Source organism: Streptomyces hokutonensis (genome assembly GCF_000376565.1).
GTDB classification, from domain to species: domain Bacteria; phylum Actinomycetota; class Actinomycetes; order Streptomycetales; family Streptomycetaceae; genus Streptomyces; species Streptomyces hokutonensis.
Map to the genome: position 1 here is coordinate 116,994 of NZ_BARG01000018.1, position 13,385 is coordinate 130,378.

The following is a 13,385-nucleotide window of genomic DNA, read 5'->3' on the forward strand; positions in this document are numbered from 1 at the left end:
TCGCGAATTGGTTCGGCATTTCGATCGAACGACGTCCGGTATATCGAACCAATCGATCGATCGCCCGCCCGCTCCTCCGGATGTCGGTCACCCGCACCGCCCTACCAGGAACAGAAAAAGAGGTGCACCGTGTTCTTGAGACTCCTCCGCACTCGGCCGCGCCGGCTGAGAAACGCGACCCTGGCCGCCCTGTCGGCGCTCGTGACCGTCCTCGCACTGGCCGTCGGTGTTCCGCAGGCGTCGGCCGCCACCTCCCTCCCGTGCGACATCTACGCCACCGCCGGGACACCGTGCGTCGCCGCGCACAGCCTCGTCCGGGCGCTCTACTCGTCGTACAACGGCTCGCTGTACCAAGTGCAGCGCGCCTCCGACAGCGCCACCGCGAACATCGGGCTGCTCGCCGCCGGCGGATACGCCAACGCGGCGGCCCAGGACTCCTTCTGTTCCGGCACGACGTGCATCATCACCAAGATCTACGACCAGTCCGCGCGCCACAACGACCTCACGATCGAGGGCGCGGGCGGGGCCGGCGTCGCCGATGTCGGGTCGCCCGCGGACGCCCTGCCGGTGACCGTCGGCGGGCACCAGGTCTACGGCCTGGAGATCTCGGCCGGGATGGGCTACCGCGACAACTCCACCTCGGGCGTGGCCACCAACGGCGCCGCCGAGGGGATGTACATGGTGACCTCGGGCACCCACGTCAACGGCAGTTGCTGCTTCGACTACGGCAACGCCGAGACCAACAACCAGGACACCGGCAACGGGCACATGGACGCGATCAACTTCGGCACGGAGTGCTGGTTCGCGCCCTGCTACGGCAGCGGTCCCTGGGTGCAGGCCGACCTGGAGAACGGGCTGTTCCAGTCGGACTCCGGGTACAGCAAGAACACGGCGAACACCGGCACCGGGGCGATACCGTTCGTCACCGCTTTGCTGAAAAACAACGGTCAGGACCATTTCGCGCTGAAATACGGGAACGCGCAGTCGGGGAGTCTCACGACCACCTATTCCGGGGGTGAGCCCACCACGAGCGGTTACTCGCCCATGCACCAGGAGGGCGCGATCGTCCTGGGCACCGGCGGCGACAACAGCAACGGCTCCATCGGCTCGTTCTTCGAGGGCGTCATGACCGCCGGCATCCCGACGGACGCCGCCGACAACTCCGTACAGGCCAACATCGTGTCCGTCGGCTACGGCGGCTCGACCGGTACCACCGGCACGCTCGCGGCCGGTTCGGAGATCTCGCTGCGGGCGACCACCTCGTGCTGCACGGCCGACTACATCCGCCACCAGAACAACGCGGCGGTCATCTCGGCCATCACATCGAGCAGTTCGACGCTCGACAAGGGCGACGCCACCTGGATCGTCCGCCGGGGACTGGCCGACAGTTCCTGCTACTCCTTCGAGTCGCGGAACTACCCCGGCGACTTCCTGCGGCACTACAACTACCAGCTCTACCGCCAACCCATGGTCGGGACAACGCAGTTCAGACAGGACGCCACGTTCTGCGCGTCGACCGGCAAGAGCGGCACGGGCACCTCGTTCGCGTCGTACAACTACCCGACCAGATACCTCCGGCACTACAACTACAACGTCTACATAGCGAGCGACGGCGGCTCGAACGCCTTCGACAGCGCCACCTCGTGGACGGACGACGTGAGCTGGGTGGTCACGGCTCCCTGGGCGCCGTAGCCACGATTGACGATGTCAAGTCCGTCTGCTCCACCGGGAGTTCGGCGGTCACCGTGAAACCGCCGCGCGGCGACGGGCCGGCCCGCAGGGAGCCGCCCGCCGCCGCGAGGCGTTCGGTGAGGCCCTTCAGGCCGGTGCCGCCGACACTCTCGGCGGCACCGGACCCCGTGGAGTCGCCGGCGCCGTCGTCCTCGACGGTCAGGCGGGCGCGGTCCAGGACGCCGTCGAGGGTGATCTCGCAGCGGGTCGCGCCGCTGTGCCGTACGACGTTGGTGACCGCTTCGCGGACCACCCAGCCGAGCAGGGCCTCGGTCCCCGGGGTCAGCGGCGGGCCCGACTGGCGGACCACCGGGTCGATGTCGGCGGCGGACAACGCGGAGCGGGCGCGGTCGAGTTCGGTGGCGAGGCTGCCTTCGCGGTAGCCGGTGACGGCCTCGCGGATCTCGGTGAGCGCCTGCCGGCCGACGGCCTCGATGTCGGTGATCTGGCCGAGCGCGGCCTCCATGTCACGCGGTGCGAGGCGCCGGGCCGCCTCCGACTTCACCACGATCACCGAGAGGGTGTGGCCGAGCAGGTCGTGCAGGTCGCGGGAGAAGCGCATACGTTCCTCCGCCACCGCTCGGCGGGCCAACTCCTCGCGGGCGGCGCGCAGTTCGCGTACGGCCTCGGAGAGGGAGAGGATCGCGGCGGTCACCATCGTCGACAGGAAGGTGCCGTAGGCGACGTTGATCGCGTCCCAGCCCGCCCGGTAGACGGAGACCGCCGCCGCGAGCGCGGTGAGCGAGAGGCCGACCTGGCCGAGTCGCGGGCCCCGCACGACGGCGCCGGTGGCGAGGCCGAGCAGCGGGAAGAAGTACAGCCAGCTGCCGCCGTAGCCGAGGGCGAGGCCGCAGGTGACCAGGCCCATCACGACGAGCGCCACCCGGGTCGGGACCGCCTCGCGCTTCTCCTTCACGAAGGAGCGGAACACCACATAGATGTAGAGGGAGTTGAAGGTCAGCAGGCCCAGGCTGCCGATCCAGGGGTTGTCGGCCTTGCCCTGGAGGAGGTTGGAGAAGGATCCCAGACCCATCAGCAGCCACGGCAGCAGCGAGAAGCCGGTCGGCGGCGGGCCCGGGTTCTCGGGCCACTCGCCCTTCCTGCGCGCCTCCTTCTGCGCGACCTTGAACTCCGCCATGTCGGCCCGCCACCGGGCCCGTGCCACCCGCCAGGCGCGGACCTGGCACCTGATCCCTCGCATCCAGGACATCTCTCCCGCTCCCCCGGTCACACGGTCCGCCCGGTCCGGCGGTACGCCAGCACAGCGTACGAACCGAACGCGAGCAGCCAGGCCGTCAGCACCACGATCGCGCCGAGTGCCGGGGCGTGCCCGTCGGCGACGGAGGTGCCGAGCTGGGCGAAGCGGTTGGTGGGGGTGTACGTCGAGATCGCGCGCAGCCAGCCGGGGAACAGGCTGATCGGGAACCACAGGCCGCCGATCACCGCGAGCCCCAGGTTGCAGGCCATGTTGGCGACGCCGGTGGTCTGGGAGGTGAGGCCGTAGCCGTTGCCGAGGCCGAGCAGGGTGAAGGGGACCGAGCCCAGCCACAGCAGCAGCGCGATCACCGCCCACTGCCAGGCGTCGAGCCGTACGCCGTTGACCAGACCGCCCGCCGCGAGCACGGCGACGATCGCCGGCAGCACGGTCACCGAACCGGTCAGCGCCCGGCCCATGACGACCTGGCGCGGGGTCATCGGCGTCACCCGCAGCTGCCGCAGCCAGCCGATCGCCCGGTCCTCGGCGACCCCGCCACCGGTGTTGAGCGCGGAGCCGACGGCGCCGTAGGCGGCCATGCCGACCATCGCCGTGGCCTTGTAGCCGCTGTCGTCGCCACCGAGGTTGGTGAACAGCAGGTACATCATCACGGGCATCGCGATACCGCCGATCACGAAGCCGATGTCACGCAGGGTCCGGCGGACTTCGAGGCGCAGGTAGTCGATCATCGGACGGTCTCCGTCTCGGGGAACGTGCGGGCGGGGAAAAGGTGGCGCCGGGACCCGGGGGCGGCTCTGCGGCGGCGGACGTCTCGGGATCGGCCCGCGCAGTCGGTGTTCGGGGATCCCTGGGTGGCCGTGAGTCGGCGGATCGTGACCGCGCCGGCGGGCGCCGAGCCCGGGTCACGCACGGTCCGGCGACCTGCGAACCGCGGACGGTCGGCCATCACACCGTCTCCAACTCACGTGCCGTCAGCGCCAGAAACGCGTCGTCCAGCGACGCCGGCGCGACCTCCAGGCCGTGGATCGCGTCCAGGTCCGCCAGTGCGCGTACCGTCGCGTCGGAGTCGTCCGTGCGCAACAGGGCCCGGTCGCCGCGGACTTCGAGGGTGCGTACGCCGGGCAGCCGGTCGAGGCCCTCGGTGGGGCGGCCCGCCAGGTCGATGGAGACGAGGCTGCCGCCGGCCGCGCGCTTGAGCTGTTCGCCGGTGCCGTCGGCGACGATCCGGCCGCGGTCGATGACGACGATCCGGTCGGCGTGCGCGTCGGCCTCCTCCAGGTAGTGCGTGGAGAACAGGACCGTGTGGCCGCGCCGCGCGAAACCCCGCATCGACTGCCAGAACGCGTGCCGCGCCTCGACGTCCAGCGCGGCGGTCGGCTCGTCCAGGACGATCAGTGAGGGGTTGCCCGCCAGCGCCACGGCGAACCGCACCCGCTGCGTCTGGCCGCCCGACAGCCGGTCCACCCGCCGCCCGGCCAGCTCGCCGATCCCGGCCAGCTCCAGGGCCCGCGCGACGGGCATCGGCGCCGGATAGCGCCGGGCGACGAACGCGACCAGCTCACCGACGGTGACGCGGGGCACCGCCCGCGCCTCCTGGAGCATGGCCCCGACCAGGCCGCCGCGTACGGCCAACTCGGGTGCCGCGCCGAAGAGTTCGACCGTTCCGGCGTCGGGCGCGTTCAGCCCGAGCAGCAGCGAGATCGCCGTCGACTTGCCCGCGCCGTTGCGCCCGAGCAGCGCGACCGTCTCGCCGCGCCCGATCTCCAGGTCCACCCCGTCGACGGCACGCACCGCGCCGAAGGTCTTGACCGCCCCCGCGAAGGACACCGCGCGCTCTGTCCCACCTGTCTGTGTCATGGCTACGACGCTACGAACTCGCACCCCCTGTCCGGCAGATGCGCTTGTACGGACTCGGGCAGGACAAATGTCACCGGTCCCCGGCCGCGCCACCCGGACCTGACACAGTGTCAGGAGCCTTCACAACTGCCGGGTGCTGGGCTATACAAGGGTCGCCGGACTGGAACGCGTTCTAGGTCGGCCCGTGACGACCTCGGTGCGGCCGACGGTGCGGACGGCCGCACCGAGGTCTTCGACCACCGGCGATCAGGAGCCCCATGCCCATCGACGCAGCCCTGGCCCTCGCGGCCGAACCCCGGACCGGCGAGATCTCCTGGACCACCAAGGACGTCCAGCTCTACCACCTCGGCCTCGGCGCGGGCACCCCGGCGACCGACCCCGACGAGCTGCGCTACACCCTGGAGTCCCGGCTGCACGTCCTGCCGAGCTTCGCCACCGTCGCGGGCAACGGATCGCCCGGCGTGATCAGCGGCCTGTCCATGCCCGGCATCGAGGTCGACCTCGCCCGCGTCCTGCACGGCGGCCAGTCCCTGCGCCTGCACCGGCCCATCCCGGTCCGGGGCACCGCGACCAGCACCGGCCGTATCGCCGCCGTCTACGACAAGGGCAAGGCGGCCGTCCTCGTCATGCGCACCGAAGTCGCCGACGCCGACGGCCCGTTGTGGACCAACGACGCGCAGATCTTCGTACGGGGGGAGGGGGGATGGGGTGGCGACCGCGGGCCCTCCACCCGCCTCGAACCACCGACGGGCGCCCCCGACAAGGTGGTCGAGCGGCACATCCGCGAGGACCAGGCCCTCCTGTACCGCCTCTCCGGCGACTGGAACCCGCTGCACGCCGACCCCGAGTTCGCCAAGGTCGCCGGGTTCGACCGGCCCATCCTGCACGGTCTCTGCACCTACGGCATGACGCTCAAGGCCGTCGTCGACACCCTGCTCGACGGAGATGTGACCCGGGTGCGCGGCTACGACACCCGGTTCGCCGGAGTCGTCTTCCCCGGCGAGACGCTGCGCATCCGCATGTGGCGGCAGGGCGAGCCCGGCGCGGGCACCGTGCGGGTCGCGGTGAGCGCCGTACAGCGGGACGACGCGCCCGTACTCGCCGACACGATCGTCGAACACTCCTGAACCAGGCCGGACTTGAGGGGAGCCGCACCATGCGCGCAGCCGTACTGCACGAGATAGGCCAGGACAAGCTGGAAGTCCTCGACGACGTCGAGGCGACGGGATTCGGGCCCGGCCGGGTCAGGATCCGGGTGCGCGCCACGGGGCTGTGCCACTCGGACCTGTCCGCGATGGCCGGTGTCCTGCCGCAGCCGGCGCCGTTCGTGCCCGGCCACGAGGGCGCGGGCGAGATCCTCGAAGTCGGCGAGGGCGTCAGCCACTTGAAGCCCGGCGACCGGGTCGTGGTCTGCTGGCTGCCGGCCTGCGGTGTGTGCGCCGCCTGCAAGCGCGGCCAGACCCAGCTGTGTCTGGCCGGGTTCATGAACGCGGGCACCCCCAACTTCAGGCGCCCCGGCGGCGATGTGTTCGGCTTCGCGGGCACCGGCACCTTCGCCGAGGAGGTCGTCGTCGACGCGGGCTGCGCCGTCCCCATCCCCGACGACGTGCCCTTCGACATCGCGGCCCTCATCGGCTGCGGGGTCACCACCGGACTCGGCGCCGCCCTCAACACCGCCGACGTGGAGGCCGGTTCGTCGGTCGCCGTGATCGGCTGCGGGGGCGTCGGCATCTCCGCGATCCAGGGCGCCCGCCTCAAGGGCGCCGCCGAGATCGTCGCCGTCGACCCGGTCGCCTCCCGCCGCGAGGCCGCGCTCAGGTTCGGTGCCACGAAGGCGGTTTCACCGGACGAGCTGCCCGCCGCCAAGCAGGAGGTCACCGCGGGCGAGGGTTTCGACTACGTCTTCGAGGTCGTCGGCCGCTCCGCCACCGCCCGCACCGCCTACGAGAACACCCGGCGCGGCGGCACCCTCGTCGTCGTCGGCGCGGGCGCGCTCGACGACTTCCTCCAACTCAGCATGTTCGAGCTGTTCTTCGACGAGAAGCGCATCCTGCCCTCGATGTACGGCGGGGGAGACGTGCTGCGTTCCTACGAGCGCACGATCGCCCTGTGGCGGGCGGGCCGCGTCGACCTGGAGAGCCTGATCACCCACCGGGTGCCGCTCGCCGACATCAACGAGGCCCTGGACCAGATGCGTTCGGGGACGGCCCTGCGCACCTGCATCGAGATCTGAAGGCCGGTCATGACGCTGCCACTTGAGGGCCTGGTCGCGATCGTCACCGGCGCCGGACGCGGGCTCGGCCGGGCCGAGGCGCTCGAACTCGCCCGGCTCGGCGCGGCCGTGGTCGTCAACGACTACGGCCGGCCCGGCCGGGACGGCTCCGGCGAGGCCTCCGCGGGCCCCGCCGAACAGGTCGCCGCCGAGATCCGCGAGGCGGGCGGCCGGGCCGTCGCCCACACCGGTGACGTGGCCGACACCCAACAGGCCGGCGAACTGGTCGAGTCGGCGCTCGACGAGTTCGGCGGGCTCGACATCCTGGTCAACAACGCGGGCATCCTCCGCGACCGCATGGTCTTCTCCATGACGGAGGGCGAGTGGGACTCGGTGATCCGGGTCCACCTCAAGGGCCACTTCAACACGACCCACTTCGCGTCCGCGCACTGGCGCCGCCGGTCCAAGGAGACGGGCGCGCCGGTGTACGGGCGGATCGTGAACACCTCGTCCGAGGCGTTCCTCGCCGGTTCCGCCGGACAGCCCAACTACGCGGCGGCGAAAGGCGGAATCGTCGGCCTGACCACCTCCACGGCCCTGGCGCTGGCCAAGTACGGCGTCACCGCGAACGCCATCTGCCCGCGCGCCCGCACCCGGATGACCGAGGACGTCTTCGCCGGTTTCCAGGAGCCCGAAGACGGCCTCGACCCGCTCGCACCCGAGCATGTCGCCCCGCTCGTCGGCTACTTGGCCTCACCGGCCGCCGCCCGGATCAACGGACAGCTGCTCGTCGTCCACGGCGGCATGGTCGCGATCGTCGAACGCCCGCACGTGCAGGCCAAGTTCGACAGCAAGCAGGACACCTTCACCTACGACGAGCTGGACGCCGTACTCACTCCGCACTACGCGAGGCGGCCGGCGGAGGAGACGTTCGCGGCGGCCGAGGTGCTCGGGCTCAAGCGGGAGCCGGGCGGGGCATAGGGAACGCGACGGCCCCGCCCGTCCGGAGACGAGCGGGGCCGTGTGGCGCAAGGTGCCTGACGTGCCGTCAGGCGTTCGCGTACTCGGACTGCTCCGAGGGCTTGCGGTGACGGCCGTGGGCGGCCGAATCGCCGTCCTGCGCCGAGACCGGGCCCCGGTGCTTGCCGTGGCCGGAGGTGTCCTGCGTGTCGGCGGACATCGTCTGTGTGCTGCTCGTGTCGTTCATCGGAAACTTCACCCCGTAGTAACAAGATCCTTCATACAGCTCGGCGATCTTATCCAGCCGTTCCGGGGCCGACGCGAGGCGGACCGCCGTCCGGAACGACTTCGTTACCGAGCCGCACCACTTTGTTACCCGACCGCCACCCGGCCTTTCAACGGAGCCTCCCGCAACGGCACCGGACGCGGTGCGACCGGCACCGGAGGATCCGGTTCGGACGGCCCTGACGGCTCGGGCGCGGCCTCCCCAGGCGCGCCCACCGTCCCGTCCCGAACCGGATCCCCCGGGCGTGTATCCCCCGTACCCCCCATTTCCCCCGTCACTCCGGGGTTCCCCGCGACCCCCGAGCCCCCGTGGCCCCCGTTGTCCCCCGCCCCCCTGGGCACCGCGAACCGCGCCACACCGCACGGCACTTCCCGTGTGGCGTACGGCAGTCGCAGCACCCCGTCCTCGCTCCACAGCCCGGCGCCCGCCAACCACCCCTCGGGCGCCGGGAGTTGGAGCAGCTGCCGGTCGGTGGGCCGCCATACGCCGAGCCAGCTGCCGGCCGGCCCGTCGATGCGCAGCGCCACCCCGCAGTTCTCCGGCATCAGCACCTGCCCCGGCTGGATCGCGAACGGCGTCACCGTGCAGTCCGGCACCCGCAGGCACTCCGGGAACCGCACCGGCAGCGTGGAGCCGATCACCCCCCAGCCGAGCCGCTCCTCCCGCCCGGGCGACGGCGCGTCCGAGCGGATGAGCAGCAGCCCGCTGTCGGGATCGGCCGCGAGCAGCCGGTCGTCGCTGTCCGCCGCGATCTGGAGCAGCGGCGACACCTCCCCGTCCCGCTCCAGGTCGACCACGATCGCCTTGGTCCGCCCGCCGACCTCCCGGTCGAGCGCCAGCATCCGCCCCGCCCGGTCCAGCCAGACCCCGCCCGAACAGCGCCCCGGCACCATCGCGAGATGCTCGGGCCCGAAGGCACCCCCCGCCACCAGCCACACGGCCGTCGACCGCCGGCCCACGGCGAGGGCGTACGCCTTCTCGCCCCCAGGCGCAGGCGGCAGCAGTCGCAGCCGGGTGTCCGGGTCCGGGCACTCGATCGCGCCGAGCGCCAGCTCACCGGTGCCCGGACCGGTCGGGTAGAGCAGCGAGAACGTGTGCCGCCCGTCGACCAGCCGCCGGATGAGCACCCGCCCGTCGCCCATCGGCTGCACCTCGCTGCCGGGCTCCTCCGGCTGGTTGCCGGGCAGCGGCACGGCGTACGGCTCGGGGCCGTCCAGGGTCCACCGCTCCGGGAACAGACAGTCACCGGCCGGCGCGAGGCGGGCCGCGTACGCCCCGTCCGCGCTGATCGCGCACGCGGTGCCCGCGGCACCATCGGTCCGCGTCTCCCCGTCCGTCTCCCCGTCCTCGTCCGCCGCCGTGGGCTCGATCGCACAGGCCGTCATGGTTCGGTCACCTCCGGCGACGAAACTAGTTTTCGTACGTACGGACGTGGGACCGATGAGCAGCCTCATCACACATAAGGGTGGCCAAGTAACGATTCGCCTGAGGAAACCGGGGCCGGTGTGCTGAACGGGACCGTAGGCCGTCTACGGCCGCTTCAGCGGTTCAGCCGCACAGTGCGGCCAGGTAGCCTTTGCCCGTGCCCCGTCAGCCCGTATCCCGTCAGTCCGCACCCCGCCTGTCCGAAGTCGTCGCCGCGCTGGAGAACCTGTGGCCCGCCGAACGGGCCGAGTCCTGGGACGCGGTCGGCACCGTCGTGGGCGACCCGGATCAGGACGTCACGCGCGTGCTGTTCGCCGTCGACCCGGTCCAGGAGATCGTCGACGAGGCGGTGAAGCTGGGCGCCGACCTCCTGGTCACCCACCACCCCCTCTACCTCCGCGGTACGACCACGGTCGCGGCCTCCACCTTCAAGGGCCGCGTGGTGCACACCCTGATCAAGCACGACATCGCGCTGCACGTCGCCCACACCAACGCCGACCGCGCCGACCCGGGAGTCTCCGACGCCCTCGCGGGCGCGCTCGACCTCCGTGTCGTACGACCCCTCGTGCCGGACCCCACCGACCCCGACGGCCGCCGGGGCCTCGGCCGCGTCTGCGAGCTGGACCACCCCCTCACCGTCCGCGAACTCGCGGCCCGCGCCGCCGAGCGCCTCCCCGCCACCGCGCAGGGCATCCGTGTCGCCGGCGACCCCGACGCCCTGGTCCGCACGGTCGCCGTCAGCGGCGGCTCCGGCGACAGCCTCTTCGACGACGTACGCGCGGCGGGCGTCGACGCCTTCCTCACCGCGGACCTCCGCCACCACCCGGTGTCCGAGGCCCGCGCCCACAGTCCTCTCGCGCTGCTCGACGCGGCGCACTGGGCCACCGAGTGGCCCTGGTGCGAGCTGGCCGCCGCCCAGCTCGACGAGATCTCCGACCGCGAGGGATGGGACCTCAGGGTCCACGTCTCCAAGACGGTCACCGACCCCTGGACCGCCCACGCGGCGTCCTCCGCCACACCTGACCCACTGGGAGCCCCCAACTGAACGCCGCGCCCGCCGACCAGATCCGACTTCTCGACGTCCAGGCCCTCGACGTACGCCTCTCGCAGCTCGCGCACAGGCGCAACTCGCTGCCCGAGCACGCCGAGATCGACGCGCTGACCAAGGACCTCACGCAGCTGCGCGACCTGCTCGTGGCCGTGCAGACCGAGGAGAGCGACTGCGCCCGCGAGCAGACCAAGGCCGAGCAGGACGTCGACCAGGTCCGCCAGCGCGCCACCCGCGACCAGCAGCGCCTCGACTCCGGCGCCGTCACCTCGCCCAAGGACCTGGAGAACCTCCAGCGCGAGATCGTCTCCCTCGCCAAGCGCCAGGGCGACCTGGAGGACATCGTCCTGGAGGTCATGGAGCGCCGTGAGTCCGCGCAGGAGCGCACCGCCGAACTGACCGAGCGCGTCGGCTCCGTGCAGGGCAAGATCGACGACGCGACCGCCCGCCGTGACGCCGCCGCCGAGACCCTCGACGCGGACGAGGCCAAGGCCGAGAAGGAGCGCGAGGTCATCGCGGCCACCATCCCCGCCGACCTCCTCAAGCTCTACGACAAGCTCCGCCAGCAGCAGGGCGGCATCGGCGCGGCCAAGCTCTACCAGCGCACCTGCCAGGGCTGCCGCCAGGAGCTCGCCATCACCGACATCAACGAGATCCGCGCGGCGGCCCCCGACACGGTGGTCCGCTGCGAGAACTGCCGCCGCATCCTGGTGCGCACGTCCGAGTCCGGTCTGTAAGGGGTTTACGGCGTGCGGGAGTTCATCGTCGAGGCAGACGGCGGTTCCCGGGGCAACCCGGGTCCCGCGGGTTACGGCAGCGTGGTCATCGACGCGACGACGGGGGAGACCCTGGTGGAGGCGGCCGAGTACATCGGCGTAGCCACGAACAACGTCGCCGAGTACCGGGGCCTGATCGCGGGCCTCCACGCCGCCCACACCCTGGACCCCGCCGCCCGGATCCACGTCCGCATGGACTCCAAGCTGGTAGTGGAACAGATGTCGGGCCGCTGGAAGATCAAACACCCCGACATGAAGCCCTTGGCGGCGGAGGCGGGTTCGGTGTTCCCGGTGGACCAGGTGACGTACGAGTGGATTCCCCGGGAGAAGAACAAGCACGCGGACAGGCTGGCGAACGAGGCGATGGACGCCGGGAAGCGGGGCGAGCAGTGGTCGGCGGCGGATTCCACGGCTGAACTTCGCAGCGCAGGCTCAGGCGTCCCACCTAAGGGGCGCGGGGAACTGCGCGACCAGCCCCCACCGGCCCGCACTCCGACGACGACCGAAGCCGATGTCCGCGCCGCCCGCAATGTAGCGACCCCCAGCACAGGTTGGGCCCCCGCAGACATGGGCGCCCCCGCAACCTTCGTCCTCCTCCGCCACGGCGAAACCCCCCTCACCCCCCAGAAGCGCTTCTCCGGCAGCGGCGGCACCAACCCCTCCCTCTCACCCGTCGGCCAGGACCAAGCCGCCCGCGCGGCAACCGCGTTGGCGGCCCGCGGCACGATCCAGCACATCCTCGCGTCCCCCCTCACCCGCACCCGCGAGACCGCCGCGGCCGTGGCCGACCGTCTCGGCCTGGACGTGACGATCGAAGAGGGCCTGCGCGAAACGGACTTCGGCGCCTGGGAGGGCCTCACCTTCGGCGAGGTCAGGGAGCGCTACCCGGACGACCTGACGACATGGCTCGGCGACCCGACGGCCCAACCCACCGGCGGCGGCGAGAGTTTCGCGGCCACGGCGACCCGTATCGCCGCCACCCGCGACAAGCTGGTCGCGGCCTACGCGGGCCGCACGGTCCTGCTCGTCACGCACGTCACGCCGATCAAGACGTTCGTCCAACTCGCCCTGGGCGCCCCGCCGGAGTCCCTGTTCCGCATGGAACTCTCGGCGGCCTCGCTCTCCGCGGTGGCGTACTACGCGGACGGCAACGCGAGCGTACGGCTGTTCAACGACACGTCCCACCTGCGCTGAGCGTCGCCGCCTCGCGGGCCAGTGCCTCGATCCGCCCCCAGTCCCGCGCGGCCACCGCGTCCGCCGGGATCATCCAACTCCCGCCCACGCAGCCGACGTTGGGCAACGCCAGGTAGTCCGGTGCGGAGTCGATGCCTATCCCACCGGTGGGACAGAACCGCGCCTGCGGCAACGGCCCGGCCAGCGACCTGAGATAGGCCGTACCGCCCGCAGCCGCGGCCGGGAAGAACTTCATCTCCCGCACCCCGCGCTCCAGCAGCGCCACGACTTCCGACGTCGTCGACACCCCCGGCAGGAACGGCACCCCGGACCCCTGCATCGACTCCAGCAGCAGCTCGGTCCACCCGGGGCTCACCAGAAAACCGGCCCCCGCCGCCACCGACTCCTTCACCTGCCCCGGAGTCAGTACGGTCCCGACCCCGACGACCGCCCCCGACACCTCGTCCGCGATGGCCCGCAGCGCGTCCAGCGCGGCCGGTGTCCGCAACGTCACCTCGATCGCCGGCAGCCCGCCCGCGACCAGTGCCCGCGCGAGCGGTACGGCGTCGGCCGCGTCCTCGATGACGACGACGGGCAGAACGGGAGCGAGATCGAGCAGCGAGGAGGAGGCCATGGCCTCATCCTGCCGAGCGCAAGCATTCTGCGCAAAGGTCATTGCGCAGAATGCAACACGCACCCGT

General features: G+C 71.8%; 13 protein-coding genes. 7 read left to right on the top strand and 6 right to left on the bottom strand.

All coding sequences use genetic code 11. From position 1 onward, the window contains the following. Positions 1–129 precede the first annotated feature (129 nt). Positions 130–1,692, top strand: a complete 1,563-nt coding sequence (locus SSP08S_RS08715; protein ID WP_019067195.1) for an alpha-L-arabinofuranosidase B — start codon at positions 130–132, stop codon at positions 1,690–1,692. On the opposite strand, the gene SSP08S_RS08720 is transcribed toward SSP08S_RS08715, so the two are convergent. The 3 genes from SSP08S_RS08720 to SSP08S_RS08730 form a co-directional block, all read right to left on the bottom strand. Next, positions 1,670–2,941 carry a sensor histidine kinase gene (locus SSP08S_RS08720; protein WP_019067196.1) on the bottom strand — a complete coding sequence of 424 codons (1,272 nt, stop codon included), beginning with the start codon at positions 2,939–2,941 and terminating at the stop codon, positions 1,670–1,672. The two genes, SSP08S_RS08715 and SSP08S_RS08720, sit on opposite strands and share 23 nt — an antisense overlap. 17 nt (positions 2,942–2,958) lie before the next feature. Next, complete coding sequence (locus SSP08S_RS08725; RefSeq protein ID WP_019067197.1) at positions 2,959–3,675, bottom strand: ABC transporter permease; 717 nt, start codon at positions 3,673–3,675, stop codon at positions 2,959–2,961. Between the two features lie 217 nt (positions 3,676–3,892). Continuing rightward, positions 3,893–4,804: an ABC transporter ATP-binding protein gene (locus SSP08S_RS08730; protein ID WP_026178315.1), complete on the bottom strand. Its 912-nt coding sequence runs from the start codon at positions 4,802–4,804 to the stop codon at positions 3,893–3,895. 257 nt (positions 4,805–5,061) lie between these two features. Between SSP08S_RS08730 and chsH3 the strand changes: the two genes are divergently transcribed. The 3 genes from chsH3 to SSP08S_RS08745 are packed head-to-tail and all read left to right on the top strand — an operon-like array spanning position 5,062 to position 7,997. Then, positions 5,062–5,931 (top strand): enoyl-CoA hydratase ChsH3, encoded by an 870-nt coding sequence (chsH3, locus tag SSP08S_RS08735; protein WP_019067199.1) that lies wholly within the window; start codon positions 5,062–5,064, stop codon positions 5,929–5,931. A gap of 29 nt (positions 5,932–5,960) precedes the next feature. Then, the gene (locus tag SSP08S_RS08740) at positions 5,961–7,037 is read left to right on the top strand and encodes a Zn-dependent alcohol dehydrogenase (protein WP_019067200.1); all 1,077 of its coding nucleotides are present in this window, start codon (positions 5,961–5,963) and stop codon (positions 7,035–7,037) included. Between the two features lie 9 nt (positions 7,038–7,046). Further along, positions 7,047–7,997, top strand: a complete 951-nt coding sequence (locus SSP08S_RS08745) for a 3-oxoacyl-ACP reductase (RefSeq protein WP_019067201.1) — start codon at positions 7,047–7,049, stop codon at positions 7,995–7,997. A 67-nt stretch (positions 7,998–8,064) separates the two neighbouring features. Here SSP08S_RS08745 and SSP08S_RS62480 read toward each other — a convergent pair whose 3' ends face one another. Next, a complete protein-coding gene (locus tag SSP08S_RS62480; RefSeq protein WP_019067202.1) occupies positions 8,065–8,223 on the bottom strand; it encodes a hypothetical protein in 159 nt (52 codons plus the stop codon). A 125-nt stretch (positions 8,224–8,348) separates the two neighbouring features. After that, complete coding sequence (locus tag SSP08S_RS08755) at positions 8,349–9,647, bottom strand: hypothetical protein (protein ID WP_019067203.1); 1,299 nt, start codon at positions 9,645–9,647, stop codon at positions 8,349–8,351. 197 nt (positions 9,648–9,844) lie between these two features. Here SSP08S_RS08755 and SSP08S_RS08760 point away from each other — a divergent pair, with 197 nt between their 5' ends. Genes SSP08S_RS08760 through SSP08S_RS08770 form a run of 3 tightly spaced genes read left to right on the top strand, consistent with a single transcriptional unit; the run spans position 9,845 to position 12,705 of the window. Then, entirely contained in the window at positions 9,845–10,732 is an 888-nt protein-coding gene (locus tag SSP08S_RS08760; protein ID WP_019067204.1) for a Nif3-like dinuclear metal center hexameric protein, read from the top strand. Then, positions 10,729–11,472, top strand: coding sequence for a zinc ribbon domain-containing protein (locus SSP08S_RS08765; protein WP_078532379.1), 744 nt, complete (start codon positions 10,729–10,731; stop codon positions 11,470–11,472). Before SSP08S_RS08760 ends, SSP08S_RS08765 begins: the two co-directional genes overlap by 4 nt. Before the next feature lie 12 nt (positions 11,473–11,484). Further along, complete coding sequence (locus tag SSP08S_RS08770) at positions 11,485–12,705, top strand: bifunctional RNase H/acid phosphatase (RefSeq protein WP_019067206.1); 1,221 nt, start codon at positions 11,485–11,487, stop codon at positions 12,703–12,705. Here the strand turns inward: SSP08S_RS08770 and eda are convergent. Beyond that, positions 12,680–13,318, bottom strand: a complete 639-nt coding sequence (gene eda, locus SSP08S_RS08775) for a bifunctional 4-hydroxy-2-oxoglutarate aldolase/2-dehydro-3-deoxy-phosphogluconate aldolase (RefSeq protein ID WP_019067207.1) — start codon at positions 13,316–13,318, stop codon at positions 12,680–12,682. The genes SSP08S_RS08770 and eda overlap by 26 nt on opposite strands. Between the last annotated feature and the right edge of the window lie 67 nt (positions 13,319–13,385).